At 67.6% G+C, this 25,072-nt stretch carries 18 protein-coding genes and 3 pseudogenes; 14 read left to right on the top strand and 7 right to left on the bottom strand.

The window, feature by feature from the left end; genetic code table 11:
* Positions 1–116: 116 nt before the first annotated feature.
* From LZ605_RS23080 to LZ605_RS04395, 3 genes and pseudogenes are all read left to right on the top strand, one after another.
* Positions 117–2,353 (top strand): annotated as a pseudogene (locus LZ605_RS23080) (ATP-binding protein).
* A complete protein-coding gene (locus LZ605_RS04400; protein WP_249843971.1) occupies positions 2,350–2,817 on the top strand; it encodes a response regulator in 468 nt (155 codons plus the stop codon). Before LZ605_RS23080 ends, LZ605_RS04400 begins: the two are co-directional and overlap by 4 nt.
* The gene (locus tag LZ605_RS04395; RefSeq protein WP_249843970.1) at positions 2,810–5,209 is read left to right on the top strand and encodes a response regulator; all 2,400 of its coding nucleotides are present in this window, start codon (positions 2,810–2,812) and stop codon (positions 5,207–5,209) included. Before LZ605_RS04400 ends, LZ605_RS04395 begins: the two co-directional genes overlap by 8 nt.
* A 2-nt stretch (positions 5,210–5,211) precedes the next feature.
* On the opposite strand, the gene LZ605_RS04390 is transcribed toward LZ605_RS04395, so the two are convergent.
* Genes LZ605_RS04390 through LZ605_RS04380 form a run of 3 tightly spaced genes read right to left on the bottom strand, consistent with a single transcriptional unit; the run spans position 5,212 to position 7,210 of the window.
* The gene (locus LZ605_RS04390) at positions 5,212–5,904 is read right to left on the bottom strand and encodes an NAD(P)H-binding protein (RefSeq protein WP_249843969.1); all 693 of its coding nucleotides are present in this window, start codon (positions 5,902–5,904) and stop codon (positions 5,212–5,214) included.
* An 11-nt stretch (positions 5,905–5,915) separates the two neighbouring features.
* The gene (locus tag LZ605_RS04385) at positions 5,916–6,590 is read right to left on the bottom strand and encodes a ChrR family anti-sigma-E factor (protein WP_249843968.1); all 675 of its coding nucleotides are present in this window, start codon (positions 6,588–6,590) and stop codon (positions 5,916–5,918) included.
* A complete protein-coding gene (locus LZ605_RS04380; protein ID WP_249843967.1) occupies positions 6,587–7,210 on the bottom strand; it encodes a sigma-70 family RNA polymerase sigma factor in 624 nt (207 codons plus the stop codon). Before LZ605_RS04380 ends, LZ605_RS04385 begins: the two co-directional genes overlap by 4 nt.
* Before the next feature lie 130 nt (positions 7,211–7,340).
* Here LZ605_RS04380 and LZ605_RS04375 point away from each other — a divergent pair, with 130 nt between their 5' ends.
* The 11 genes from LZ605_RS04375 (at position 7,341) to LZ605_RS04325 (ending at position 18,621) form a co-directional block, all read left to right on the top strand.
* A complete protein-coding gene (locus tag LZ605_RS04375; RefSeq protein WP_249843966.1) occupies positions 7,341–8,108 on the top strand; it encodes a hypothetical protein in 768 nt (255 codons plus the stop codon).
* Between the two features lie 70 nt (positions 8,109–8,178).
* Positions 8,179–9,129 (top strand): acyl-CoA desaturase, encoded by a 951-nt coding sequence (locus LZ605_RS04370; protein WP_249843965.1) that lies wholly within the window; start codon positions 8,179–8,181, stop codon positions 9,127–9,129.
* Position 9,130: 1 nt separating this feature from the next.
* Entirely contained in the window at positions 9,131–10,408 is a 1,278-nt protein-coding gene (locus LZ605_RS04365; protein WP_249843964.1) for an NAD(P)/FAD-dependent oxidoreductase, read from the top strand.
* A complete protein-coding gene (locus LZ605_RS04360; protein ID WP_249843963.1) occupies positions 10,405–11,172 on the top strand; it encodes a DUF1365 domain-containing protein in 768 nt (255 codons plus the stop codon). The genes LZ605_RS04365 and LZ605_RS04360 overlap by 4 nt, the downstream gene beginning before the upstream one ends.
* Positions 11,169–12,428: an SAM-dependent methyltransferase gene (locus LZ605_RS04355; RefSeq protein WP_249843962.1), complete on the top strand. Its 1,260-nt coding sequence runs from the start codon at positions 11,169–11,171 to the stop codon at positions 12,426–12,428. Before LZ605_RS04360 ends, LZ605_RS04355 begins: the two co-directional genes overlap by 4 nt.
* Before the next feature lies 1 nt (position 12,429).
* Complete coding sequence (locus tag LZ605_RS04350; protein WP_249843961.1) at positions 12,430–12,972, top strand: DUF2878 domain-containing protein; 543 nt, start codon at positions 12,430–12,432, stop codon at positions 12,970–12,972.
* On the top strand, positions 12,969–13,754 hold the full coding sequence (locus tag LZ605_RS04345; RefSeq protein WP_249843960.1) for a DUF1295 domain-containing protein: 786 nt from the start codon (positions 12,969–12,971) through the stop codon (positions 13,752–13,754). Before LZ605_RS04350 ends, LZ605_RS04345 begins: the two co-directional genes overlap by 4 nt.
* Positions 13,751–14,824, top strand: coding sequence for an SAM-dependent methyltransferase (locus LZ605_RS04340; protein ID WP_249843959.1), 1,074 nt, complete (start codon positions 13,751–13,753; stop codon positions 14,822–14,824). The genes LZ605_RS04345 and LZ605_RS04340 overlap by 4 nt, the downstream gene beginning before the upstream one ends.
* A gap of 8 nt (positions 14,825–14,832) precedes the next feature.
* A complete protein-coding gene (locus LZ605_RS04335; protein WP_249843958.1) occupies positions 14,833–15,366 on the top strand; it encodes a lipocalin family protein in 534 nt (177 codons plus the stop codon).
* Between the two features lie 368 nt (positions 15,367–15,734).
* Entirely contained in the window at positions 15,735–16,721 is a 987-nt protein-coding gene (locus LZ605_RS04330) for an NUDIX domain-containing protein (protein ID WP_249843957.1), read from the top strand.
* A gap of 37 nt (positions 16,722–16,758) precedes the next feature.
* Positions 16,759–18,621, top strand: coding sequence for a hypothetical protein (locus tag LZ605_RS04325; RefSeq protein WP_249843956.1), 1,863 nt, complete (start codon positions 16,759–16,761; stop codon positions 18,619–18,621).
* 28 nt (positions 18,622–18,649) lie between these two features.
* Here the strand turns inward: LZ605_RS04325 and LZ605_RS04320 are convergent, their stop codons facing one another.
* The 4 genes and pseudogenes from LZ605_RS04320 to LZ605_RS04310 form a co-directional block, all read right to left on the bottom strand.
* A complete protein-coding gene (locus tag LZ605_RS04320) occupies positions 18,650–20,224 on the bottom strand; it encodes a CocE/NonD family hydrolase (protein WP_249843955.1) in 1,575 nt (524 codons plus the stop codon).
* A gap of 155 nt (positions 20,225–20,379) precedes the next feature.
* Positions 20,380–20,619, bottom strand: a pseudogene (locus LZ605_RS23155) (YadA-like family protein); the annotation flags it as partial.
* A 453-nt stretch (positions 20,620–21,072) separates the two neighbouring features.
* Positions 21,073–21,474, bottom strand: a pseudogene (locus LZ605_RS23150) (YadA-like family protein); the annotation flags it as partial.
* 240 nt (positions 21,475–21,714) lie between these two features.
* On the bottom strand, positions 21,715–25,071 hold the full coding sequence (locus tag LZ605_RS04310) for a S8 family serine peptidase (RefSeq protein ID WP_249843953.1): 3,357 nt from the start codon (positions 25,069–25,071) through the stop codon (positions 21,715–21,717).
* Position 25,072 lies beyond the last annotated feature (1 nt).

Raw genomic sequence — 25,072 nt, 5'->3', positions numbered from 1 at the left:
AATGCCCTTCCACCTGCAGGAAGTAGTAGGCCAATGGAGACTTTTGCTTCACCATCAAACAACGCTGCGCTTGAGATCCACCGCGCGCGACCTTTCAATCGAGAGCCCCGCCTTTGATGTCATCTGTCGAGCCCGCGCACGATTCCCCGCTCACCAGCTGTGCGCGCGAACCAATCCATACGCCCGGCGCCATCCAGCCTTACGGCGTACTGCTGGTCGTGGATCCGGAATCATTGCGCGTGCACGAGCGCGCGATCAGCCAGCCCTCACTGCTGCAGCAGCATGGTGAGCCGCTGACACAACGCATCGATGAAGTGCTGGGCGGCGTGCTCGCCCCCTTCACGGCGTTGTTCCAGCAAGCGGCCATCGGCAGCAGCGCGCATGTCGGTGCCGTGCATCTGGATGGACATGGCCGGCATCAACTGCTGGTCCACCGCTCGGCCACCGACCTGCTGGTGGAGCTGGAGGCGCCTGTTGCCGGCCAGCCCGGTTCGCTGGAGGAGCTCTACCCCGCCATCCGCCAGCTGATGACCGACATTGAATCCGCCGCTACGGTGGAGGATCTCTGCCAGCTGGCCGCAGCGCACATGCGTCGGCTCACCGGCTTCGACCGCACCCTGGTCTATCAGTTCGATCCCGGCTGGAACGGCGTGGTGGTGGCTGAGGATGGCAACGGGCTGCTGCCGTCCTATCTGGACCTGCGCTTCCCCGAGTCGGACATCCCGGCCCAGGCCCGCGAGCTGTATCGCCGCAACCGCGTACGCCTGATTGCTGACAACAATTACACGCCCGCCCCCCTGATGCGTGCCGAGCACCATCGCGACGCGCCCGCCACCGACCTGAGCCTGGCCGTGCTGCGCAGCGTTTCGCCGGTACATCTGCACTACATGCGCAACATGGGCACCGGCGCGTCGATGTCGGTCTCGCTGGTGCATAAGGCCAGCTGTGGGGGCTGGTGTCCTGCCACACCGTGCTGCCGCGGCGCCTGCCGTACCACGTGCGCACCGCCTGCGAGTTCATGGGCCAGATCCTGTCACTGCAGATCGCCCTGAAGGAGCGCGCGCGCGCGATCGAAGAGCGCGTGGCGCGCCGTTCGGTGCTGGTCAAGCTGCTCGCACGCATGGCCGGCGATGAGGACTTCATGGCGGCGCTGCGTCACGATGAGGCCAGCCTCCTGTCGCTGACCGGTGCGGCCGGTGCCGCCATCGTGCACAAGGGCCAGTGCCTGCGCGTGGGACAGTGCCCGGCTGCCAACGATGTGCTGGCGCTGGCCGCATGGCTGGCCAGCCAGCAGGCCGGCCAGGAAACCTACTGCACCGAGCACCTGGCCGCTGACTGGGCCCCGGCAGCTGAACTCAGCGACGTGGCCAGTGGCGTGCTGGCCGTGTCCATTTCGCAGCTGCACGACAGCTATCTGATGTGGTTCCGGCCCGAAGTGGTGCGCACGGTGCGTTGGGGCGGAGACCCGCGCAAGACCGCTGCACCTGGCACGCCGCTGTCACCGCGCAACTCGTTCGATGCGTGGAAGGAAACCGTGCACCAGCGCAGCCTGCCCTGGAGCGATGCCGACTGCGACGCCGCGCACGAGATGCGAACTGCGATCGTCGACATCGTGCTGCGCAAGGCCGAGGAAATGGCTGAGCTCAACGAGCAGCTGTTGCGCAGCAACAAGGAGCTGGAAGCCTTCTCCTATTCGGTCAGCCACGACCTGCGCGCCCCGTTCCGTCACATCGTGGGCTATTCGGAGCTGCTGGGCAGCTCGGCCGGTGAGCGCCTCAACGATACCGAGCGCCGCTTCCTGGACACCATCGTGGAATCGGCCAAGTCGGCCGGCACGCTGGTGGATGACCTGCTGAGCTTCTCGCAGATGGGCCGCTCGACGTTGGGCCGGGTCCGCCTGGACATGGCCGCGGTGGTCGAGGATGTACGCCAGAGCCTGGCCTTGGACTATGCCGGCCGCGCGATGCAATGGCAGATCGCGCCGCTTCCCGAGGTCGAGGCCGACCCGACGATGATCCGCCTGGTCTGGCAGAACCTGCTGGCCAATGCCATCAAGTTCACCCGCGAGCGTGACGCGACGCTGATCGAGATCGGCCATGCGCGTGACGCCGAGGAAGACCACTTCTTCGTGCGCGACAACGGTTGCGGCTTCGACATGCGCTACGTCGACAAGTTGTTCGGGGTATTCCAGCGCCTGCATCACGTCGAGGAATTCGAAGGCACCGGCATCGGCCTGGCCAACGTGCGCCGCATCATCGGCCGCCATGGCGGCCGCACCTGGGCCGAAGGCGAGCCCGGCAAGGGCGCCACCCTCCACTTCACCCTACCCCGTTCCACAGGAGATAACCCATGAGGGACCTGCGGCCGATCCTCCTGGTCGAGGACAGCCCCAAGGATGCCGAGCTGACCCTGGCCGCGCTGTCGCGCTGTCAGCTGCTGAACGATGTCATCCATGTACGCGACGGCGCCGAAGCGCTGGACTACCTGCGCTGCGAAGGCAAGTTTGCCGGTGCCAACCACGGCGGGCCGGTGGTGGTCCTGCTGGATCTGAAACTGCCCAAGATCAACGGGCTGGAAGTGCTGGAACAGGTCCGCGGTGATCCGCAACTGAGCAGCACGCCCATCGTCATGCTGACTTCTTCCCGCGAAGAGCAGGATCTCGTGCGCAGTTACGAACTGGGCGTGAACGCCTTCGTGGTCAAGCCGGTGGATTTCAAGGAATTCTTCGATGCCATCCAGGGCCTGGGCATGTTCTGGGGCATCACCAACCAGCCACCGCCGCATCGTCCCAATGGCTCGGGGCAGCACAATGCATGATGGATCACGCCGCAGCGAGCGCCTGCGTATCCTCATGCTGGAGGACAGTGCGCTTGACGCGGAGTTGATCTCCGCGCAGCTGCAGCGTGCCGGCCTGGAGTTCGAGGCCGAGCGGCTGTGGACGCGCAACGCCTTCATCGAGGCAATCGACAGCCGGTCCTTCGACGTGATTCTGGCCGATCACGTGTTGCCCGGCTTCGATGGCGATGCCGCCCTGGCACTGGCTCGTGAGCGGGTGCCGCAGACCCCTTTCATCTTTGTCTCCGGCACCCTGACCGAAGAGCTGGCAGTGCAGGCGCTGACCCGAGGCGCGCGCGATTACGTGGTCAAGCAGCGCCTGCAGCGCCTGCCCGATGCGATCCGTCGTACCCAGCAGGAAGCCCGTGAGCGCAACCAGCTCGCGCAGGCGCAGGCGGCCCTGGATGACAGCCAGGCTCAGCTGCAGCAGGTCACCGACGCGGTGCCGGCACTGATCGCCCAGCTCGACAACGAACACCGCTACCGGTTCGCCAACAAGAGTTTCCTGGACTGGCACGGCATCAGCCTGGCTGAACTGCTCGGCCGCACGGCGCGCGAGGTCAGCGGCATTTCCGCGTTCGAACACGCCCTGCCCAGCCTGGAACGCGTGCTGCTGGGTGAGCGCACCCGCTTCCAGGTTGAGCTGGTGCATCGCAGTGGCCAGTCGCGCTTCGTGCAGATGGACTGCGTGCCGCAGCGCGGCACCGATGGCAACGTGGTCGGCTACATCTGCCTGGGCAGCGATGTCTCGGGCCTGAAACAGGCCGAACTGGCACTGCGTGAGGACAACCAGCTGCTTGAGCGCCAGGTACAGGCGCGCACGGCCGAGCTGCGCGGCAGCAAGCGGCGCCTGCAGGCGATCTTCGAATCCAGCTTCCAGCACCAGGTGCTGCTGGACCTGGACGGCCATGTGGTCGATGCCAACGTGGCTTCGCTGGCCTCCGTCCTGGCCGAGAAGCACGAAGTGGTTGGCCAGCGTTTCGGGCAATCGCCGTGGTTCGCCACCACCGACGACGTCGGCGCCAGGCTCGACCGTGCAGTTGCCGAGGCCGCGCAGGGCCGCAGCTCGTTGCATTCGCTCGACCTGGAGCTGCCCACCGGCCGGCGCAGTTTCGACTTTTCGTTGCGCCCGCTGCTCGATGGCGACGGTGCGGTCACCGCCGTGGTATCCGAGGCGGTGGAAACCACCGCCCGGCTGCAGGCCGAGCACGCGCTGCGCCAGTCACAGAAGATCGAGGCTGTGGGCCAGCTGACCGGCGGCATCGCCCACGATTTCAACAACATCCTGACCGTCATCTCCGGCAACGTCGAGCACGCCATGCTGCTGAGCGAGCGCGCCGGCGAGCCCGGCCTCATGGTCAGCCGCGCCCTGGACAACGCGCTGAAGGGGGTTGGCCGCGCCGCCAGCCTCACCCAGCGGCTGCTTGCATTCGCGCGGCGCCAGCCCCTGCACAGCCAGGCCACCAACCTCAATGATCGCCTGATGGACATGCAGGACATGCTGCAACGTGCACTCGGCGAGCTGGTGCAGCTGGAGATCCGCGCAGCGGCCGATATCTGGTGCGTGGAGATCGATGTCAGCCAGCTGGAAGCCTCCGTGCTCAACCTGGCGGTCAACGCCCGCGACGCGATGCCGCACGGCGGGCGACTGACGATCGAGGTCGACAACAGCCACCTCGACCACGATTACGCCGCCCTGTTCCCCGATGCACTGCCCGGCGAGTACGTGATGCTGCGGGTGCGCGACAACGGCCACGGCATGGACGCCGATACGCTGGCCCGCGTGTTCGAGCCGTTCTTCACCACCAAGCAGGTCGGCCGCGGCACCGGGCTGGGCCTGTCGATGGTGCATGGCTTCGTCAAGCAGTCCGGCGGCCACGTCCTCATCGACTCGGTTGAAGGCGGTGGCACCAGCATCACCATGATGTTCCCGCGCTCGGCGCTGGCGCTTCCCAGTGAGCCGACGCCGGCGCTGCCCGGGCTGGCCGGCTACGAGCCACGCGAGGAAACGATCCTGGTGGCAGAGGACAACGACGATGTGCGCGCGCACACCGTGGATGCGCTCCGGCTGCTGGGCTACCGCGTACTGGAGGCGCATGACGGGCCGTCTGCACTGCGTCTGCTGGAACGGCCGGACACCCGGGTGGACCTGCTGTTCTCGGACGTGGTCATGCCCGGCATGTCAGGCTGGGAGCTTGTGCGCGAAGTGCGTGAGCGCTGGCCGGAGGTGGCCGTCCTGTTCACTTCAGGCTACCCGCGCGACCATGATGCGGTTGGCAGCCAGGGGCGCGTGGCCGCCCTGCTGCCCAAGCCGTTCACCCGCAGCGACCTCGCACAGGCCGTCAGGGGGGCACTGGACGGCGCGGCGCACTGAGTTCAGCCGGCCGGATCGCCCCTTCCGGCGGCGATCCGGTTGATCTCATCGCATTCCACCGCCTGCGGTGGGCGTTGCATGCCGGCCAGCGCGATCATCGCCCGTCCCAGCGCGAGGTTGCTGGTGACCAGCGATGGCGAGAGCGCCCCGGCCAGCTTCATCAACGGTGCACCGCCCCAGTACAGGGGCTTCAGCAGAGCATGACGGGTGCCGGTTCCTGGCACGGGCCGCACGCCTCCGGGACGCAGCATGACGGTACGTACCGGCAGTGCGCGTAGCGCCTCCTCGGCCTGGCCCTTGACCCGCAACGGCATCAAGCGGCTTCGCGGATTGGCACCGGCACCGGATACGTACAGGAAAGTGCCCTGGGGATTTGCATCGGCCCAAGTGCGGGCAACAGCAACGGTGGTGTCCAAGGTCACCCTCCGATACTCATCTTCGCCCGTCCCGATCGGCGTGGCGCCGGCGCAATAGAAGCAGGCATCGAACCCCGCCAGATCATCGACCCGCGCATCGATGCGCAGGAAATCCGCCACGACCCGCTCACTGCCGACCCCCTTGAGACCGCCCGGCCGCCTGACCAGCGCCGTCAGCGCAGCGACCTCGGCAGAGCGCTGGCACGCAAGCGCCACGCCCTGCCCGACCAGGCCTGTTGCGCCGACCAGCAGAACCCGCACTCGCCCTGCGTCGCCCATCACCCGCCCGCCTACAGCTTCACAAAGCGCTGGATTCTCCGCGCCAGCCAGCCACTGAACACCAGCGGGGCATCCAGCGCAGAGACGCAGATGCAGGGCACACCAGGAGCCGTCACCGGTTGATGCTCGATGTCCTCATCCAGATCGGCCATGTCGCCCGGGGTGAACAGGCCCAGCGCATCGTTGTAGGAGCCCTGCAGAATCTGGGTCAGTTCCGAGCGGCCGTGGCTGTGCATCGGCAGGCACTTGCCGGGGGCGATCTTCAGCATGATCAGCGACGGCATCTGCTCGGCGCGGATGCAATGTACGCCCGGCGCCATCCAGCGCCACGGCAGGCTGCGCAGCGAGCGGCCGAAATACGGATGCAGCGATACCGGCAAGGCATCGGGATCAGCGCCGGGCTCGACGCGGCCACGGGGGGAGGGCGCGCGGCCTGGGGCGGCCTCGCCGGCCAGGTCCAGCTGCGCGAGCATGGCGCCGCGCAACTGCGCATGCCGCGATTCCTGCGTCACCGGCTGGGTCTGTTCCAGCAGGGCCGCGCCGATGGCTTCGGCCTCACGCAGTCGCTGCCGGCAGTGTGGGCATTGCTCAAGATGGACGCCTGCCACCACACTCAAGGGCGCAGGCAAGGCGCCGGCGGCGTAGCTCATCAGGGTGGATTCGTGCAGGTGATGGCGCGGGCTCATGCGCCCCCCCCTACCCTCGCCTGCAGCTGCAGGAATGCGCGCCGCAGGTGCGATTTCACCGTGCCCAGCGGCATCCCCAGCGCCTGCACGATCTCGGCATGGCTCTTGGCTTCGAAGTACGACATGCGCACCAGCCGCGCCTGTACGGCAGGCAGTTCATTGATGCGCTGGCGAAGCCGCATCTGGTCGGCGAACTGTTCTGCACTGCTGCGCTCCACCAGATCGGCGCTGGCGGCCTCATCCACCGCCGCCTGCACCTGCATCCAGCCGCGCTCACGGCGCACCCGATCGATGTGCAGGTTGCGCGCGATGCGGTACAGCCAGGTACTCAGTGCGCCCTGCGCCGGGTCGAAATCGGCCGCACGCAGCCACAGCCGCAGCAGGCATTCCTGGGCCAGTTCCTCGGCCACCGCAGCGGGTGCGCCCAGGCCACGCAGGTAGACGCACAGCCGCGGCATGAAGTGGTCGTAGATGCGCATGAAACAGTCGCGGTCGCGCAGGCGCGCGACACCCTCCATGTCGCCTGTCCAGTTCATCGGCTCGTTATTCGGCTGCTGGGAACTGGACACGATGCGGGCGGTGTCGAAGTCAAGGGAGGTGGGGGCGGCGTCAGGGTACATCTGCGTTCGCAGCGGGCGGGTGAAGGTTTGCTTCCTCTACGGCAGAAGGGCGCAACTGGATGCAGGCCGCCGCTGCATCCATCTGCCTGGACCAGCCGTAGGCTCTGCAATCCCCGCCGGAAGCAAGCGCATGCGTACTGTCTGGCTCCTGCTGTGCCTGCCCCAGATGGCCTGGTCCGCCCCGATGCTGCGAACCGAGGGGGTGGCCAGCCTCGCCGATGGCACGCCGGCCTATCGTGAGGTGCACTGGATGCAAAGCACCGAGGAAGGTGCCGAACGCTGGGTACAGTATCTGTGTCCGGAGGGCGCCCCCTTCGCCCGCAAGCGGCTGCCCTCCAGCCACGTGGTGCAGGCCCGCGGCTATCAGCTGCAGGACCGGCGCAGCGGCCAGGAGGCGAGCGTGCGTGTGGATGGCCCCAAGGTGCAGGTGTCATGGAAGGAATCGCAGTCCGCCACGCCGCGCTCGGGCGAGCTCGCGCTGCCCGAGGGCGCGGTGGTCGATGCCGGGTTCGACGCCGCGATCCGCCTGCATTGGCAGGCGTTGATGCGCGGTGAGGTGCTGCGCATGCCCTTCCTCGTGCCGGGTCGGCAGCGCTTCTTTCCGGTCAAGGTTGTCCACCGCGGCGCGGTGCGCTGGAAGAACATCGCCGCGCAGTCCTTCGAGGTGGGCCTGGACGCGTGGTATGGAAGCGTCGCACCGCGGCTGGCACTGACCTATGCCGATGCCGATCGACGCCTGCTGGAATTCCGCGGCACCAGCAATCTGCGCGACGGCCAGGGCCGCTACCCGCAGGTTGCGGTGCGCTTTGCCACCGCCCCGGAGCCACGCGACGAAGCGCAGTGGCGGCGCGCATGGGCACAGCCGCTGGTCGCCACCTGCGCTGTTACGGAGAGGTGAATTCCACACGTTCTGCATCCAAACGCGCCGATGCTGCGTAGAGGATGCATACGCCAACCCGGATCGCATGATGGCCGCTGTCGAGTCCCTACCCCGTCGTCGCCATCGCCTGTTGCGCACACTGCAACGGTGGTTTGACACCGGCAGTGCGCTCGACGCTGCAGTCGAGTGCGGCGGGCGCATCGACTGGCTGCGTGCGGTGCCGTTCGCGCTGATGCACCTGGCTTGCCTGGCGGTGATCTGGGTCGGCATTTCGTGGACGGCGGTCATGGTCGCCGCGGCACTCTACGCGGTCCGCATGTTTGCCATCACCGCGTTCTATCACCGCTACTTCTCCCACCGTACCTTCCAGACCTCGCGTGGAGTGCAGTTCCTGTTCGCGGCCATCGGTGCCGCCAGCGTGCAGCGCGGGCCGCTATGGTGGGCCGCGCACCATCGCCACCACCACCGCCATGCCGACCAGCCGTTGGATCCGCACTCGCCGCGCGAGGGAGGCTTCTGGCGCAGCCACATGGGGTGGTTCCTGACCCGTGACGCCTTCGCGACCGATCTGTCACGGATACCGGATCTGGCGGTCTTTCCCGAGCTGCGTTGGCTGGACCGCTTCGATACGGCGGTACCTGTGCTGCTCGCGGCCAGCCTCTATGCCGCCGGTGAAGCATTGCAGCGCTGGGCGCCGGCATTGCACACCGATGGACCGCAACTGCTGGTGTGGGGCTTCTTCATCTCAACGGTGGTGCTGTTCCATGCCACCGTCACCATCAATTCACTGGCACATCGCTTCGGTCGCCGCCGTTTCGAAACCCGTGACGACAGCCGCAACAATCTCTGGCTGGCGTTGCTGACCTTTGGCGAAGGCTGGCACAACAATCATCACTTCTTCCCCGGCACCGTGCGCCAGGGGTTCCGCTGGTGGGAGGTGGACCTGACCTGGTACGGTCTGCGCGTGATGGCGCTGCTGGGCCTTGTGAAAGGACTCAAGCCGATTCCGGCCTGGGTGCTGGCCAAAGCGAGGTACTGACATGCGCATTGCCATTGTCGGATCGGGCATTGCAGGGTTGGCCAGCGCCTGGTGGCTGCACGGAGAACATGAGGTCACGCTTTTCGAGGCGGGCGACCATCTGGGCGGCCACACCCATACCCACGAGGTGGAAGTCGATGGCCTCCAACTGGCCGTGGATACCGGCTTCATCGTCTTCAACCCGCTGCATTACCCGCTGCTGACGGCACTGTTCGACGAACTGGGGGTAGCCTCGCAGCCGACCACGATGAGCTTCTCGATGCACAGCGAGCGCAGTGGCGTGGAGTACAACGCCACCTCGCTCGACGGTCTGTTCTGCCAACGCCGCAACCTGGTCTCGCCGCGCTTCTGGGGCATGCTCTCGGATCTGCGCCGGTTCTATCGTGATGCGCCACGATTGCTGACCGAGGCCGAAGGGCCGACGCTGGGGCAGTACCTGCGCAGCCAGCGTTACGGCAACGCCTTCGTCGAAGAGCACCTGCTGCCGATGGCATCGGCCCTGTGGTCCTCGCCCAGCGCGACCGTGGAGGCGTTTCCCGCCCGCTACCTGGCCCAGTTCATGGCCAATCACCAGATGCTGCAGATTCGCGGCCGCTCGCCGTGGCGGGTGGTCAGTGGCGGCTCCGCGCGGTATGTCGATGCGTTGCGCCAGCGCTGGCGGGTGCATGAACGGCTGAATTGCCCGGTCCATTCCATCGAGCGCATGGCGCACGGGGTGCGGGTGCGCAGCGCTGCCGGCCTGGAGGACTTCGACGAGGTGATCCTGGCCTGCCACAGCGACCAGGCGCTGGCGCTGTTGACCGATGCCGACACCGCCGAGCGCGAGGTACTGGGCGCCATCCGCTACCAGGCCAACGAGGTGGTGCTGCATACCGACGCCTCGTTGCTGCCGCGCAACCGCAAGGCCTGGGCCGCCTGGAACGCCCATGTGCCGCGCGACGCCGCTGGGGCCTGTACCGTCAGCTATTGCATGAACCTGCTACAGGGCCTGCCGGGGCGCACGCCGCTGGTGGTCACGCTCAACCGCAGCCAGGCCATCGACCCGGACAAGGTGCTGCGCACTCTGCACTACGCCCACCCGGTACACGACCACGCTGCGGTGCGCGCGCAGCAGCGCTGGGTCGAGCTGCAGGGACGGCGCCATACGTGGTTCGCCGGGGCCTACTGGGGCTGGGGCTTCCACGAGGATGGCATCCGCAGTGCGCGCCAGGTGGTGGATGCGTTGCGCGGTCAGATGCAGCAACGTCCGGTGCCGGTACCGGGAGAGGTGGCTGCGTGAGCGCCAGTGCCCTCTACTTCGGCCAGGTGGTGCATCGCCGGCACCAGCCGCACCCCCATCAGTTCCGTTACCCGATCGCGCAGCTGCTGCTCGACCTGGACGAGCTGGAGTCGGTGTTCGCCGGCCGCTGGTTGTGGTCGGTGAACCGCCGCAACCTGGCCGAGTTCCGCCGCAGCGACTACTTCGGCGATGCGGCCAGGCCGTTGGCCGATGCGATTCGTGATCATGCCGCAGCCACCCTCGGCCATCGCCCGGCTGGGCCGGTGCGCCTGCTGACCCATCTGCGTTATGGCGGGCACGTCTTCAATCCGGTCAGCTTCTACTACTGCTATGCCGCCGACGGCAGCACGCTGGAGTGCATCGTTGCCGAGATCACCAACACCCCATGGAAGGAGCGCCACGCCTACGTCCTGCCGGCGGCGACCGCCAGCCGCGAAGGCGCTTCGCTGCGCTGGCAGTTCGACAAGGGCTTCCATGTCTCGCCGTTCATGGCCATGGACTGCCGTTACGACTGGCGCTTCAGCATGCCCGGGCAGGATCTGCGCGTGCACATGCAGGTGCTGCAACACGGCGTGCGCCAGTTCGACGCGACCCAGACCCTGCGGCGGCGCCCACTGGACGGGCGCGGCCTGGCGCGCGTACTGGCCTGCTATCCGTTGATGACCGTGCAGGTGGTGGCGGCCATCCATTGGCAGGCCCTGCGCCTGTGGTTCAAGCGCAACCCGGTACACGACCACCCTTCCCTTGCCGAGAAGCCACGATGAACGACGTAACCCCCGCCGTGGCCCTGCCCCGGCCTGGCGCCCTGGATAGCTTCCTGCGCCGGCGACTGCTGGCACAACTGGCACCGATGCGTGGTGGATGCCTGTGTGTACGCGATGCGCTGGGCGAGGTCTGGCTGGGGGAAACGGACGCCGCGCTGCGGGTCACGCTGCACATCGACGATCCGACCTTCTTCCGCAGGGTGGCCGCGCAGGGCAGCGTCGGCGCCGGCGAGAGCTACATCCTGGGCGAATGGCAGTGCGATGACCTGGTCGGGCTGGTGCAGCTGCTGGTGCGCAACCGCGACCTGCTGGACGGCATGGAGCACGGCCCGGCCCGTATCGGCGGCTGGCTGCTTCGCGGATGGGGCCGGTTGCGCCGCAACAGCCGCGAAGGAAGCCGCCGCAACATCGCCGCACACTACGACCTGGGCAATGACTTCTTCAGTCTGTTCCTGTCGCCGGACCTGATGTACTCCTCGGCCCTGTTCGCCAGTGAATCCGAATCGCTGGAGGCGGCCTCGCAGCGCAAACTGGAACAGGTCTGCCGGCAGTTGCAGCTGGGGCCCGGGGACCGGGTGATCGAGATCGGCACCGGCTGGGGCGGTTTCGCCCTACATGCCGCCCGCCATCATGGCTGCCATGTCACCACCACCACGCTTTCGGCCGAGCAGCACGCGTTGGCCACCGAGCGCGTGCACGCCGCTGGCCTGCAGGACCGCATCACGCTGTTGATGCAGGACTACCGTGACCTGGAGGGACAATTCGACAAGCTGGTGTCCATTGAGATGATCGAGGCCATTGGCGCGGAGTATCTGGACACCTACATGGCCACCCTGCAGCGGCTGCTGAAGCCCGATGGCCTTGCGCTGCTGCAGGCGATCACCATCGAAGACCACCGCTACGAACAGGCGCGGCGCAGCGTGGACTACATCAAGCGCTACGTGTTTCCAGGCAGCTTCATTCCTTCGATCAACGCGATCATGGCCGCCAAGACCCGCTCCAGCGATCTGCAGCTGATCGCCCAGCAGGACTTCGGCCATTCCTATGCGCTGACCCTGCGCGCCTGGCGCCGGCGCTTCCTGGCCCAGCGGGCGGCGGTGCACGCGCAGGGGTTCGATGAGCGGTTCTGCCGCCTGTGGGAGTTCTACCTGGCGTACTGCGAGGGGGGCTTCCTGGAGCGCTCGATCGGGGTCTCGCACCTGCTGATGGCGCGGCCGGGTCACCGGCCCAGCCTGGCGCCAGGGCGGGAAGGCTGAGATGCGCCGGCCCTGGGTCAACCTGGTGGGCAACCAGCTGGTCTGGCTGTGCGCCGTGGCCGGCGCGGGCCGCGGCTTGCAGTGGCCTGCGCTGCTGGGTGCGGCGTTGTACATCGGCAGCCAGCTGTCGAGCTCTCCGCACGTCCGCCTGGACCTGCGGTTGATCCTGCTTGCCTTGGCGTGCGCCTGGCTGGTGGATGCCAGCGCCGCCGCCAGTGGCACCGTGCGCTATGCCGCAGCGCCGCTGGGCTGGGCGCCACCACCGTGGATCCTGGCGCTGTGGGCGGCGTTCGCGATGACGCTCACCTCGTCGATGCGCTTCCTGCAGCGCCATGCCGCGCTGCCGTTCCTGTTCGGCCTGCTGCTGGCACCACTGGCCTATCTTTCCGCCGCGCGCGGCTTCGGTGCGGTGCAGTTCATCGCACCAGCCTGGCGTGGGGTGCTGCTGCTCGGCGCAGGCTGGAGCATCGCGCTGTCTGTGCTGTGCCTTGCCGCCCGGCGCTGGGCAGCGGCGACGCCACCGCTGGCAGGAGTGTCACCATGAGCGCGCTGCTGTGGGTGCTGCTGTATGCGGTGCTGATCATGTGCTGGGGCTGGGCCTGGCAACGTCGCCACCGCAACATCGGCGTGGTCGATGTGCTGTGGGCCAAAGGCGTAGGCGCATCGGCCCTGCTGCTGGCGGTGCTGGGTGACGGCGCGCTGGCGCCACGGGTAACTCTGGGTGTGCTTGGCGGCCTGTGGGGCAGCCGGCTCGCGCTGCACCTGTGGCATCGCGTGCGCCATGAAAGCGAGGACGGGCGCTACCGCTACCTGCGCGAGCACTGGCAGGGTGATCAACGGCGGATCTTCGGCTTCTTCATGGCGCAGGCGCTTCTGGTGGCCATGTTCGCCCTGCCCTTTGTGGCCGCTGCCGCCCATCCGCGCCCGGGCCTGTCGCCCTGGCTGCTGGCGGCCGTGGCCGTATGGCTGCTGAGTGTGGGCGGTGAAGCACTGGCCGACCGCCAGCTGGCACGCTTCCGCGCCGATCCGGCCAACCAGGGCCGGACCTGCCGTACCGGCCTGTGGCGGTACTCGCGGCATCCCAACTACTTCTTCGAATGGCTGCACTGGTTCACCTACGTGCTGTTGGCGGTGGGTTCACCGCTGTGGTGGCTGGCCTGGACCGGGCCCCTGTTGATGTACGTGTTCCTGCGCTACCTGAGCGGCATCCCGTTTACCGAGAAACAGGCCCTGCGCAGCCGCGGCGACGACTATCGCGATTACCAGCGCAGCACGCCGATGTTCTTCCCGTGGTTTCCCCGTCGTACCCAGGAGCAGCCAGAATGACCGCCACCGTTGCATTGCCCGCCAACGACACGAAAGAGACCGGCCTGATCGGCTGGGCCGAGCGCGGCCTGGTGCCCGATGCGGCGCTGCGCGCGGGCATCCGCCGCCTGTGCGCGCAGCGACTGCATGAAGAAACACGCGGCGGCATCGAGGCGCAGTCCGCGCGCTTCCGGCAGCGCATTGCCGAGCTGGCCGGCAGCGCGGTGGCACTGCATACCGACGCGGCCAATCGCCAGCACTACGAGGTGCCTGCTGCCTTCTTCCAGGCCTGCCTGGGTAAACGCCTGAAGTACAGCAGCTGCTATTACGCCAGCGGGCAGGAGAGCCTGGACCAGGCCGAGGAAGCGATGCTGGCGCTGTATGGCGAGCGCGCTGCACTGGCCGATGGCCAACAGATCCTGGAGCTGGGCTGTGGCTGGGGCTCGCTGACGCTGTGGATGGCCGAGCGTTATCCAGATGCGCGGATCACCGCCGTTTCCAACTCGCACAGCCAGCGCGAGCACATCCTGGCGCAGTGCGCTGCACGTGGGCTGGGCAACGTCGAGGTGCTCACCTGTGACGTCAACCAGCTGGCGCTGCCCGACGCACGGTTCGACCGCTGCGTTTCGGTGGAGATGTTCGAGCACGTACGCAACTACCCGCAGCTGCTGCAGCGCATCGGCCGCTGGCTGAAGGCCGATGGCGCCCTGTTCGTGCACATCTTCGCGCACCGCACCCTGATGTACCCGTTCGAGACCGATGGCGGCGACAACTGGATGGGCCGTCACTTCTTCACCGGCGGCCTGATGCCGGCGGCCGATACCCTGCTGCATTTCCAGCGCGACCTGCGGCTGGAGCAGCGCTGGCTGCTCGATGGCACCCATTACCAGCGCACCGCCGAGCATTGGCTGGCCAACCAGGACGCGGCACGCGAGCGGGTGATGCCGGTGCTGACCGCCACCTACGGCGAGGCCGCCGCCCGGATCTGGTGGCAGCGCTGGCGGATGTTCTGGATGGCCTGTGCCGAGTTGTTCGGCTATGACGGCGGCCAGCAATGGCTGGTGGCCCACTACCTGTTCCGCCCTCGCTGAGGTGATCCATGCGCCTGTTCTCCTTGCTTCCGTTGCTGGCCGTGGGCCTGTTCGGTTCCGGCTGCAGTGCCCAGGACACCCGTGCGCTGCCACGCCCACCCTCGGTGGATGTGCCACGCTTCATGGGCGACTGGTACGTGATCGCGCACATTCCCTCGTGGCCGGAGCGCGAGGCCTACGACGCGATTGAAAGCTACGCGTTGCGGCCGGACGGGCGCATCCAGACCACCTTCACCTATCGCAAGGGCAGCTTTGCCGCCCCGCAGCGGTCGATGCACCCGATCGGACGCGTGGAGAAGGAAGGCCAGGGCGCGGTCTGGGGCATGCAGTTCGTCTGGCCCATCCAGGCCGAGTACATCATTGCCTGGCTGGACGATGACTATGGCCAGACCATCGTCGCGCGCAGCAAGCGCGACTACGTCTGGTACATGGCGCGCACGCCGAAGGTGTCCGAGCAGGATTACCAGCAGGCCGTGCAGCGGATCGCGCAGATGGGCTACGACGTGGGCAGGCTGCGGCGCGTGCCGCAATCGATTCGATAGCCGCCAGGCGGCGCAATGCCGCCGCGGTAATCACCTTTTGAGCCCTGAGGCAACGCCCGGCCTGTCCAGGCCCGTGCGGCGCGCGTGCTTTGCCCGTACTTGGCCTGCGGCGAAATCAATGCATCGAATCGACCGGGTTACGTCGAATCGCACCGCATTTTCCGTGGCTGGCGCCAATCGTCGCTTCCGACCGGCCCCTAGAGTGATCGCACGTCAATGCAACGTGCCGTGGTCCATCGCGCTGTGTTGCCGCCTCCACCCCTCAAGCCCGCAGGAGCGAGACATGGCAACCCCTTCGTGGAACCCGACAGCAGCGTGGTGCGCAGCCACCGTCCCTCATCGTCTTCTGCGCGTAGGAGGGTGATGCCATGAACCAGGTCTATGTCGCTTTATGGGATGGCGACCACTACCTGATCACCCGCAAGCGGGTGTTCAACAGCTGGTGGGGCAGCAACGCCGTCGTCGTGCTCTCTGCCGAGGCGATGGTCGCGGTGCTGGCCATCTGCACCTCCGGTACCGCGGCCACCGAACAGCAGTGGAACCAGGCGGCGGACCTGTTGTCCGATGCCCTGCGCGCCGCTGATTCCGTGGCGCGCGATGGCGAGCGTTCGCTGCCGCAGACCGGCGACGCGCTGGCGCAGGCCCGCGACAACGCGGATCACAGGGCCCCCATTGCCGAGGTGGCATTGCAGACCCTGGCCGCGCTTGAGTTGCTGTACACCGAGCGCCCGGAGACACCGCCGCCTGGAAGTGTGGCGCGCACCACCGTGGCTGAGTTGTCGGCGGCGTTGCAGCCCGAGGCGGGAACCGCGCCGGACTGGGCCGGCGCCCAGGTGCTGGCCGCGCGCCTGGTGGTGGAGGTTCGCGAATGGTCGGATGCGATCGTGCCGGTGCTGGTCAACCAAGCCGGCCAGTGGTCGTTGCCCGGCGGTGGGCGCCTGAACGACGAATGGCGCGAGCACACCGCACGCCGCGAGTTTGCCGAAGAGCTGGGCATCTGGCTGTCGCAGGGACACGCTGCGTGTGACCTGCGTGCACGTGTGTTTCCGGAAGGCGGCGGCAGTTTCTCGCTGGTCCGCTTCCGCACCACACCGCACGAGCTGCAACGGGTTGCGGATCTGGCCGCGCGCAACACCCGCGGCCTGCTCGGCAGTGCGCGCCCTGCGGCAACGGCTGTTTCGGACTGGGAAGTGGACACCGCCGTGCTGGTCGCCACCCGCGATCTGCGCCGGTATCTCGGTGTGCGCATACCGGTATCGGTACCGGGTGCGGCCCGCGCGTTGGCGCGCGCCCGGCGCAGCAGCCAGGCCATCGACTGGTACGGCGCGATCGCCGCACTGCTGGCCCCGCGCTGAGTCGCCCCCCTGCCCCACTCTCCCTGCGAGGCTCCCCATGAAAGAAAGCACGCCGGAACGCGAGGCGCGTCGCCACATCAGCAAGCAGTTGACCGCGCAGATCAACAACGCCCAGGCGTACCCGGAGGTGCGCTCGGTGGTGGTCAAGGCCCTGTCGGACATCAAGGACCGCCTGCGCAGCCTGGTCAGCACGGTCCGCCGCGACTACAACCTGAGGCCTGAGCAGGCGCTGCTGTTCTTCTACGTAAAAGGTGGCAACGCCCTCGACGCGTTGATCGAACGCCCGGCAGAGCCGCCGCCGACCCTGTTCGACTTCGGCAGGTCCGACTGGGACACCCAGGTGGTGATCAATCCCTGGATTCCGATTCCGGCCCAGGACGCCCTGCACGGAGGGGTGGAGGACATCGTGATCGAGGTGATGGGCCCGGCCGGTCTGAACATCGCGCTGGAGATCAGCCTCGCCCCGCCCGCGCAGAACCCCTTGTGCGGCCAGGTGGTGGATCTGACCACGGTCGACATCTACGTTCCGCCGGGCCAATCGTGCCTGGTGACCTGTGACAACCCGCAGACCTTCCGCAAGGTCTACGAGCGCGACCGCGCCGGGCTGCATCTGTTCACCAGCACGCCGTTGAAGGGTATCGGATCGACCAAGGCAGCGACCGCGCCATCCAATGCGCCGGTGCTGCCGGCGCCGGCGCCGCAGGTGGTGCCGCCGGTGCAACCCGCGCCAGCACCCCCACCTCCACCTGGGATCATTCTCAACGATGGCATCAAGCCGTTCGTGCTGTATCGCCTGGGGTATACCTGGCATGCGCGTTGGGTGAAGGATCCGCGCGCACCCACCGGCGATGATCCAGTGACGCCACGGCCGATCCTGATGGAACTGATCGATGTCACCACGCCGCGCCGCGACACGGTTGAAGCCATCACGGTGTGGTCGGACATCGTGCGCAACCATCTGGTGATCACCGAAGATGCCGGTGCCGATGAGCGCTGGCGCTTGCCGCTGCCCAGCATGGAGTATCACCTCTGGGAAGGCTTGACGATGCTGTGCGAGATCGCGGCCTATCCGAACTGGCCCGGCGCCGACAAGCTGGACAAGCGCCGCCGCAACGTGCAGCGCATCCACGACTGGTATCTGAATCAGCAGCGTGATCTGTCGGTGTTCCAGCGGGTGATCGACGGCATCTCCGCCACGCCGGTCCATACCGCTGGCGCTGACTGCATGAAGCAGGTCGATGCCTGCATGACGGCGGTGAAGGACGCCATGCGCGACGCCATGGCAGGCGTCGAACAGGGTGCGCTGACCGTCCGGCAACGGAATCAGCTGATGGCGGGGCGCCAGTGGGGCATGCAATGGATGGAAACATTGCTGCAGCGCCTGGGCGCCCCCCTCGGTACCGCCTGCGGTTTCAGCGATGACCTGGCGCTGGTGGCAACACTGGCGCAGAACCCCTACCTGGACCTCAACCGGGTGCCGGTCTCCGGCGTGGACTACGCGATGGTCATCCGCACCGACTACGCCACGCTGTGCCGTGCGACGATCGCCAACTGCATGCAGGCGCTGGACTGGATTGACGGCCGGCACGTGACCATCGAAGACACCCTGCACTCGACGGTGCGCCCCACCGGCATCAGCTACGAGCGCACGCTGGTGATCTTCCACGCCAAGCGCGCGCCCTCGGCACGCCTGGCCAAGGCGATCATCACCCTGACCACTGCCGATGCGGTGGGCTGCCCGTTCCGTGACTCCCCCACCGGGTCCGGACAGGTCGCCCCGCTGCTGGACATGGACAACCAGCGCAAGGTTGCCGCGTCGATCATCCAGGGCTTCGTGCAAAGGGCCACGCTGTCCAAGCAGCACGAGGCGATCCGGACCCTGCTGCCACAGCCGCTCTGAGCTGTGGCATGCAGGCTGCCGGTGCGCCTCAGTGCAGCGGCACCTTCAGCAGCGAAGGCGACGCGGCCGGCGAGCTGAAGGTCACCGCTCCGCCCAGCTGGCTGATGCCGGCGTAGCGCAGATCCACCGTGTCGATCACCAGCGTCAAGCGGCTGCCGGCCGGCAGGTTCCAGCTGCTGGCCTCCAGGCGCAGGTCCAGGGTCTGTGCCTGGCCCGGCGTCGCATCGCGCAGCGTGTAGGGTTTGTGGCTGATCAGCTGTCCATTGCCAAGCACGTCTTCGGCGTAAAGGTAGGCATACAGCGTTGTATTGGCGCGGCTGGGCGTGACCGTGACGCGCAGCTCGGGCATTCCATCGAGCCGGCGCGCGCTCCACTGCACTGGGCCCTGCCAGACGCCGGCGGCATTGCGGCCCACGAACGGAATGTACGCGCCCGGTGGCAGGTTGATCATCTGCAGGGCGCCTGATGCCATCGCCACGCCCGAGTTGGCAGCGGTCAACAGGCCACTGCCGATGCGATAGTTCCAGCCGGTGCTGCGGCCGTTCTCGGCCAGGCCGCCGGTGGGCAGCAGCAGGCCGCCGGGTGCAGTGAGCGCGTAGCTGACGGCGCCATTGCCGGTGGCCTGCCAGCTGGGATAGCGGCTCCACAGGCCCTTCTGCGACTTCAGCTGCACGGCGGCCTGGCGATCGATGCCGTTGTCCACGCCCTTGAGGTAGTGATCGAACCAGTCGCCCGCCTGCTCATAGACTTCATTGGGAATACCCAGCGCACCGAGCAGCTCGTTGAGTGCGTGATCGCCGTGGCGCAGCTGCAGCTGCTTGGGCCCTTGCAGGCGGTTGAAGAAGTCCACCAGCTGGCCGGGCGGGAACAGGCTGTCATTGAAGGCGTTGGCGAGGAACACCGCCGGCCGGTTGGCGTTGATCTCATCCACGCTGCTGGCCGGGCTGCGCTGGGCCGCGACCGGCAACAGCGAATCGACTGCACCCTGGAAATTGCCCAGCAGCACGTTGCGGTTGATGGTGGCCAGCTCGGAGCCTGGGCGTCCGGTGGCCAGCCCGGCCGCCACCAGCAAGGCAATGCCCTGCGCGCTGGGGGTGCGGTTGCTGTACAGCGAGGCCTCCAGGTCGGCCCAGCCGCTCAAGGCGGCCACGACCTTGATGCGTGGATCGCGCGCGGCCGCCAGCAAGCTGGTGCCGGCGCCATAGGAGATACCCGAAACGCCGATCCGCGCCGGATCGGCGCGCGTGTTGTCCAGGGCCCAATCGATCAGCGCACTGACATCTTCGACCGTGGCCGGGCCGGCAATGTCGATGTTGCCGCCCGACTCCCAGAAGCCGCGTGAGCTGTAGCTGATGACGATGTAGCCTCGGCGGGCCAGGGCTTGCGCCACGCCCACGTACTCGGCGCTGGGCACAGCCCAGCTGCTGGGCATCACCAGCAGCGGGAACCGTCCGCTGCCGGCGTCCTGCGGCTCGATGACGAAGGCGCCAAGTGGCGTTCCGTCCCAGCTGTTGATGGTGGTATGGGTGGTCTTGACCGTGGCCGCCCAGGCGGAGGGTGCCAGGCCCGTCAGCAGGATCAACATCAGCACCAGCTTGCGCATCGTCGTCTCTCCCCGTTGTTGGTATGCAACGGGCTGGACCGTACCAGTGCGAATGGTGGCTGGCACCTTGCGACGCAACATGCCGTTGGAGGCATGTTGTCAGGCATTCAATGCTGAACAGGGGGCGTTACCCGCCCCCTGCCCGGGGCCCTCGACTACAGATCGACGCCGAAGCCCATGCCTGCGGACTTCTCGCCATTGCTGAAGGCTCCACCCAGCGAGAACGAAGCGCGCTCGCCGATGCGCTTGCCGTAGCCGATCGACAGCGCCTGCTCACCGCCCTGGAAGCCGGCACCCACCGCAATGCGACCGCGCGGGCTTTGCGAGCCAGCCGCATTGATGGCCATGTTCAACATCGCCGAACTCATGGCGCCCATGCGATCGATGCGCTGATCCTGGTGGCGCAGCCGGCGCTCCATCTCCTGGCGCAGGCCGTTGTTGTCCACGGCGAACTGGGCCAGGCGCTGATCGGTGTAGGCGTTGGCCGTGGTGACCGCCTGCGCCGATTTGGTGTCGGTGTAGCCATTGGCCGACGACAGCGTTGCTGCGCTGCTGGCATCGGTATAGGCGTTGGCGGTGGTGACGGCGGCCGCGGCGCGGGTGTCGGTGTAGCCGTTGGCCGAGGACAGCGTTGCCGCACTGCTGGCGTCGGTGTAGGCATTGGCCGTGGTCACGGCAGCGGCGGCCCGAGTGTCGGCATATCCGTTCGCCGACGACAGCGTGGCGGCGTTGCCGGCGTTCATCTGGTTGAGATTGACCGCATCGGTGCCCTGGGTGGCGGCGGCCACATTGGTCAATTGACGTTCGTTGCCGGCACTGCCGACCGACACCGAGTTGGCACGATCGGCTACCGAGCCGTTGCCGAGTGCAACGCTGTCGTTGGCCGAGGCCACGGCACCGTTGCCCAGTGCGCTGCTGTTGGTACCACTGGCTTCGGACAGACTGCCCACCGCGGTGCTGTTCTCGCCGCTGGCCGTGCTGCCGGCACCGGACGCCGTTGCGAACGAACCGGTGGCGGAGCTGCCGGAGCCGCTGGCGCTGCTGAAATCACCACTGGCGGTGCTGCTGTCACCGATTGCTGCGCTGTTGGCGCCGGACGCGGAGGCGCCCACGCCGACCGCCGCGCTCTGGTCGCCCGAGGCACTGCTGGCGGCACCGATGGCGGTGCTGCCGGTGCCGCTGGCGCTGGCGCCGGTACCAACGGCAGCGGACAGATCGCCACTGGCATCGGCTCCGTTGCCACAGGCCATCGACGCGGCGCCGCCGGCGGTCGCGCCACCACTGGAAACGCCGCCGAACCCATCGTCCAGCTGGCAGGTATCACCGGCCCACGCCGGCGCGGTTGCCATGGCCAGCGCCACGGCAAGGATGTGCTTGTGCATCGTCTTCACGGTACCCCCAAGGTCCATCAAGGAAGGTCTCCGGCCACGGCCGGAAACGCTGGAGAACGAGCCGGCCCCTGCGGGACCGGCCCGGATGCTGCGCGCGCCTTACGGTGTGACCGTCAACGCAACACGCACGGCGGTCTTCGGCGTGGTGGGGTCATTGCTGCCCACGCAGACGAAGCCGGAGTAGTTGCCTGGCGCCAGCCCACCGGCGTTGATCTGCACCTGCGTGGTCTGGTTGGCACCGGCCACGATGCGGCCAAGCGCACGCGAGGGCGTACCGATCCAGCCGGCACCGCAGGCGTTGCTGCCGCCCAGCCCGTAGGCCAGGCCCGGCGCACCGGTGGTGGCCGACCAGGCCCCGCTGCCGTCCGGGTTGATGATCGCGCCGCGGTACACGCTGTCGCCGCTGGTGGCGTTGAACCAGAACCAGCTGGTGGCCAGCGGCGCGCGCACCGATACCACCAGCCAGTAGCGGCCGGCAGGCAGGCTGACGTTCTGCCCGGCGGCGGCCATGTCCAGGTTGATGCTGGCCAGGGTGGCAGACGTGCTCACGCCCGCGCTGCCAACGGTTGCGGTATGCGACCACACTGCCAGTTGCGGGCTCGATTCCGGATTGCCTTCCGGGTTGCCGCCGACGTCGCGGAATATCGACCAGTTGAGGTTGGTCGAGGTGGCCAGCGAGCCGCCGTTGACGAAGCCATCGGCCACGATGCGGGTAATGCCGGTGGTCTCGCCGAGGGTGAAGTCATCGGCGGACAACTGTGCGCGCGCCCCGACCGAAGCGGCATCGGTGAAGCGCGTGGAGCGGCGCCCGTTGGCGTTGTTCGGCGCCTGCGCGACCAGCGTGCGGGTGCCTACCCCGGAGTTGTCGATCTGCCATTCCAGCGGCGAACCGCCGGTGTTGGTGATCTGCAGGTTCACCGAGCCACTGCCACCGGTGGGCAGGGTCAGCGAGCTGCTCGGCGGCGTGGCGGCGATCTGCGGCGGCGGCACCGAAACTGCAATCGGCAGGCGCAGCAACGGCTGGCTGGTGTCACCGCCCTGCGGCGCCACGGTCAGGCGTGCGAACCGCCAGCTGCCATCGTTGGGCACCGCACCGGTGGTGACGATCACCCGAACCGCCTTGCTTTCGCCCGGCGCCAGGGTAAACACCGACGGCGACACCACTGCCGTCAGGCCGGTCACCTTCGCCGTCCAGGTCTGCCGGGTCGGCAGTACGTTGCGGAACACACGGGTGAAGCTGCAGCTGTCCGGGCACTTGCGCTTGCCCATGCTGGCGATGTTGAGCGAGGCCACATCACCGCCGTTGGCGGGGTTGGCGGCCAGGAAGTTGGCCTTGGTCTCGTTCAGCACCAGACCGGCGCGCAGTGCCTGATCGACCTGGATGCGACCGGCGCCCATCGCGAACGGATCGGCCGGGGTGACGCCGTCTTCCTTCATCACCTCCTGGCGCGCGGTCATCATCAGCGCCGAACGCGCTTCCTGCACGGTCCAGTCCGGTCGTGCCTGGCGCAGCAGGGCGGCCGCACCGGCATGATGCGGTGAGGCCATCGAGGTGCCATCCATCAGACCGACCGCGTTCTCCGAGCCGGTCACGCTGGTACCGGCCACCACCGCCAGCACGCGCACGCCCGGCGCGGTCACGTCCGGCTTGACCAGATCGAACACGCCGGCCGGGCCGCGCGAGCTGAAATCACCGAGCACATCCGGTGTGTTGCTCACCTTGGTGGCCGGATAGGCAATGCCGCCGGTAGCGGCATTGCCCACGCTGTTGGCAAAGGTGCGCAGCGCATTGGCGTCGGCCTGGTCGATGGCGAAGGCCGGGATGGTGGCGCCCGCCACGTTGGGCAGGATCGGCGTGGGCTGGTTGTTGGCGATCAGCACCGCGATGGCACCGGCACCGGCCGCATTGTTGACCTTGTCGCTGAAGTTGCACGAGCCACGCCGGATCACCGCGATCGCGCCCTGGAAGGTGTTGGCCGGGAATGCGGCGCAGCCATCATTGGCGGTGTCGATGCCGGCACTGACCCGCAGCGGCGTGCTGGCGGCAATGGGCGTGGTGAACGGCACGCCACCGGAGCCCTCGGTCAGCAGGATCACACTCAGCTCCGGCGGCACCACGCCAGGCCCGCTTACCGCGGCGTACAGCTCGATGTCGCCGCGCCCGTGGGTAGCCGCGGCGGTGCTGCCCGTCCAGGGTTCCAGATGCCCCAGGGTATTGGGGCCCGGGCCGGAGTTGCCGGCCGAGGTCGCCACATAGATGCCCGCATCGGACGCATTGAGGAAGGCCAGCGACACCGCTTCACCCCAGGGTGCGGTGCCGCCGGCAATGGAGTAATTGATGACATCGACCACACCGTCGGCCAACGCCTGGTTCACGGCCGCCAGTGTCGAGGTATTGGGGCACAGGCCACGGCCGCTGGACACCTCGGTGTAGCAGGCGTCGTAGGCGATCAGGTTGGCGCGCGGGGCCACACCGGAAATGTGGATCTGGTTGCCACGGTAGGACGCGGTGTGCGGATTGCCTGCCGCAGTCGACGCGGTGTGGCTGCCGTGGCCGTTGGTATCGCCGAATCCAGGCTCTTCGCGTACATCGGCCACGCCGCACTGGTTGCCCGGTGCGGTGCAGACAAAATCGTAGCCACCGATCAGCTTGCTGTTGCAGCGTCCCTCATCGACGCCACCGGGGGCACAGGTGCCCAGATAGGTGCCTGCGCCCAGCGGATTGATGTGCTCGTAGCCATCTTCGGCGCGGGCAGTGAAAGCCGGACTGCCGAAGTTGATGCCCGAGTCGATGACGCCGACCACGATCCCCTCGCCGCGATACGGCGTCGGAGTGGCATTCCACAGCGCGGTGGCACCGATCAGCCCCGGACCGACATCGGTGTCCTGTTCGTACTCCTTGTACTCCTCCACCAGCTCCACTTCGGGCAGCTGGCGCACCTGCTCGGCTTCCTGCGGATTCATCTGCAGCACCGAGGCGTTGATCGCGTGCTGCATCCGGCGCTCCACGCGCACGCTGCGGCCGAGCGTGGCGTTGATGCGCGCTTCGTGCTGCGCCTGGCGACCGGCCAGGAAGCGCACGTAGTCGCGCGAGCGTGCGCCCTGCACGGCGATGCGCGGGGTGGGCGTATTGCCGGTGGCCGCCGCGGCGCGTGCGGCACTGGCCGAGGGCCGCAGGCGTTCCGGCGCCGCCAGGCCCTGGATGTCGCCCTTGTAGGTGGCCAGCGGTTCCTCGCGGTAGACCACGATGTAGCGGTTGGACAGCTCGCCCAGGCTGCTGCCGGGGCCGGTGGCGGCCGGACCGGCAGGGTTGCCGGCACGCGCATCCACCGAGGGATTGCCGGTTTTCGACTGGGTGGTGGTACTACGCACGCCGACGGCGGCGGCCGCCAGAGCGGCACCGGCCACCAGTGTCAGCGCGACCCATTTGCTTCGTTTGATCCATGCATTGCGCATC

It is taken from the genome of Stenotrophomonas maltophilia, assembly GCF_023518235.1.
In the GTDB taxonomy this organism is placed as follows: domain Bacteria; phylum Pseudomonadota; class Gammaproteobacteria; order Xanthomonadales; family Xanthomonadaceae; genus Stenotrophomonas.
Note: the sequence above shows the minus strand (reverse complement) of the source record. Positions and strands in the feature narration are given on the sequence as shown.

Excerpts from the sequence above, each read along its gene's own strand:
- LZ605_RS04345 (WP_249843960.1), top strand. The coding sequence starts at position 12,969 with ATGAGCGCGCTGCTGTGGGTGCTGCTGTATGCGGTGCTGATCATGTGC.
- LZ605_RS04320 (WP_249843955.1), bottom strand. The coding sequence starts at position 20,224 with ATGCGCAAGCTGGTGCTGATGTTGATCCTGCTGACGGGCCTGGCACCC.
- LZ605_RS04375 (WP_249843966.1), top strand. The coding sequence starts at position 7,341 with ATGCGTACTGTCTGGCTCCTGCTGTGCCTGCCCCAGATGGCCTGGTCC.
- LZ605_RS04390 (WP_249843969.1), bottom strand. The coding sequence starts at position 5,904 with ATGGGCGACGCAGGGCGAGTGCGGGTTCTGCTGGTCGGCGCAACAGGC.
- LZ605_RS04325 (WP_249843956.1), top strand. The coding sequence starts at position 16,759 with ATGAAAGAAAGCACGCCGGAACGCGAGGCGCGTCGCCACATCAGCAAG.
- LZ605_RS04350 (WP_249843961.1), top strand. The coding sequence starts at position 12,430 with ATGCGCCGGCCCTGGGTCAACCTGGTGGGCAACCAGCTGGTCTGGCTG.
- LZ605_RS04335 (WP_249843958.1), top strand. The coding sequence starts at position 14,833 with ATGCGCCTGTTCTCCTTGCTTCCGTTGCTGGCCGTGGGCCTGTTCGGT.
- LZ605_RS04340 (WP_249843959.1), top strand. The coding sequence starts at position 13,751 with ATGACCGCCACCGTTGCATTGCCCGCCAACGACACGAAAGAGACCGGC.
- LZ605_RS04355 (WP_249843962.1), top strand. The coding sequence starts at position 11,169 with ATGAACGACGTAACCCCCGCCGTGGCCCTGCCCCGGCCTGGCGCCCTG.
- LZ605_RS04365 (WP_249843964.1), top strand. The coding sequence starts at position 9,131 with ATGCGCATTGCCATTGTCGGATCGGGCATTGCAGGGTTGGCCAGCGCC.
- LZ605_RS04330 (WP_249843957.1), top strand. The coding sequence starts at position 15,735 with ATGAACCAGGTCTATGTCGCTTTATGGGATGGCGACCACTACCTGATC.
- LZ605_RS04310 (WP_249843953.1), bottom strand. The coding sequence starts at position 25,071 with ATGCGCAATGCATGGATCAAACGAAGCAAATGGGTCGCGCTGACACTG.
- LZ605_RS04395 (WP_249843970.1), top strand. The coding sequence starts at position 2,810 with ATGCATGATGGATCACGCCGCAGCGAGCGCCTGCGTATCCTCATGCTG.
- LZ605_RS04380 (WP_249843967.1), bottom strand. The coding sequence starts at position 7,210 with ATGTACCCTGACGCCGCCCCCACCTCCCTTGACTTCGACACCGCCCGC.
- LZ605_RS04385 (WP_249843968.1), bottom strand. The coding sequence starts at position 6,590 with ATGAGCCCGCGCCATCACCTGCACGAATCCACCCTGATGAGCTACGCC.
- LZ605_RS04370 (WP_249843965.1), top strand. The coding sequence starts at position 8,179 with ATGGCCGCTGTCGAGTCCCTACCCCGTCGTCGCCATCGCCTGTTGCGC.
- LZ605_RS04400 (WP_249843971.1), top strand. The coding sequence starts at position 2,350 with ATGAGGGACCTGCGGCCGATCCTCCTGGTCGAGGACAGCCCCAAGGAT.